The sequence below is a fragment of the Staphylococcus sp. GDX7P312P genome (genome assembly GCF_008385775.1).
Classification (GTDB): Bacteria; Bacillota; Bacilli; order Staphylococcales; family Staphylococcaceae; genus Staphylococcus; species Staphylococcus haemolyticus.
Window position 1 is genome coordinate 1 of sequence record NZ_VUKI01000066.1, and the last position, 1285, is coordinate 1285.

Here is a 1285-nt window from a genome sequence, read left to right on the forward strand (position 1 = left end):
CTTTCTGATGTGCTTGTACTATCTGAATTAACTTTGTCAGTAATCATAATATTAAAGGCTGTTGTAACTTCATTACCATTGGCATCTGTTGCTATTACTGTAACTTCGTAACTTCCAACTATACTTGGTGTTCCATAGATTGTATTTGTTTCTGAATCAAATGTAACACTCTCAGGAAGTCCAATTACATTAATTTTTACTGGAAGACCACTATTATCTTTCACATCTATCTTAATTGGACTAATTGATGTGTTCACTTCTTTTGTTTGATTGTCAATTGGTGCCACAATTGGTGCGGTCGTGTCATGGACTGTAATTGTGAAACTTGTTGTAGATTCATTACCGTCGGTATCTGTAGTTGTCACTGTAATTGGATAGCTTCCGACTTTCGTTGGTATACCACTAATTGTATTTGTTTCTGGATTATACGTTACACCTGTTGGTAGACCTGTGATTTTGTTTGTCACTGGTTGACCACTGTTATCAGTCGCGTCGATTGTAATTGGATCAATCGCTGTATTGATTTCTTTTGTTTGGTTTCCAATCGCTTTCACTGTTGGTGCCGTCGTGTCTTGCACTGTAATTATGAAGCTTGTTTCTGTTTCATTACCGTAGTCATCTGTTGTTATCACTGTAATTGGATAGCTTCCGACTTTCGTTGGTGTTCCACTAATTGTATTTGTTTCTGGATTATACGTTACACCTGTTGGTAGGCCTGTGACTTTGTTTGTCACTGGTTGACCACTATTATCTGTCGCATCGATTGTAATTGGATCAATCGCTGCATTAATTTCTTTTGTTTGATTTCCAATCGGTGACACAATTGGTGAAACAGTATCTTGAACAGTAATTGTGAATTTCATTGTAGTTTTATTACCAGATGCATCTGTAATTGTCACTGTAACTGGATAAATTCCAACTTTTGTTGGTGTCCCATTGATTGTATTTGGTTCATTACCATTGTCTGCATTAGCAATAAATGCTCTTACTTTTTTCAATACAGAAAGACGACTGATTGTATTTGTTTCTGGATTAAACGTTACACCCGCCGGTAAGCCACTAACACTAATTGTTACAGGTTGACCACTGTTATCTGTCGCATCGATTGTAATTGGGTTGATTGCAGTGTTAACTTCAACTATTTGATTTCCAATCGCTTTCACTGTTGGTGCCGTCGTATCTTGCACTGTAATTGTGAAACTTGTTTCCGTTTCGTTGCCGTCGGCATCTGTTGATATCACTGTAATTGGATAACTTCCGACTTTCGTTGGCGTTCCAATAATTG

The 1285-nt window shown here is 37.4% G+C and carries 1 protein-coding gene; it reads right to left on the reverse strand.

What is annotated here, in order from left to right; translation table 11 throughout:
* Nucleotides 1–1285: putative Ig domain-containing protein (locus F1592_RS13210; protein ID WP_188294698.1), on the reverse strand; the 1285-nt coding region annotated here is incomplete at both ends.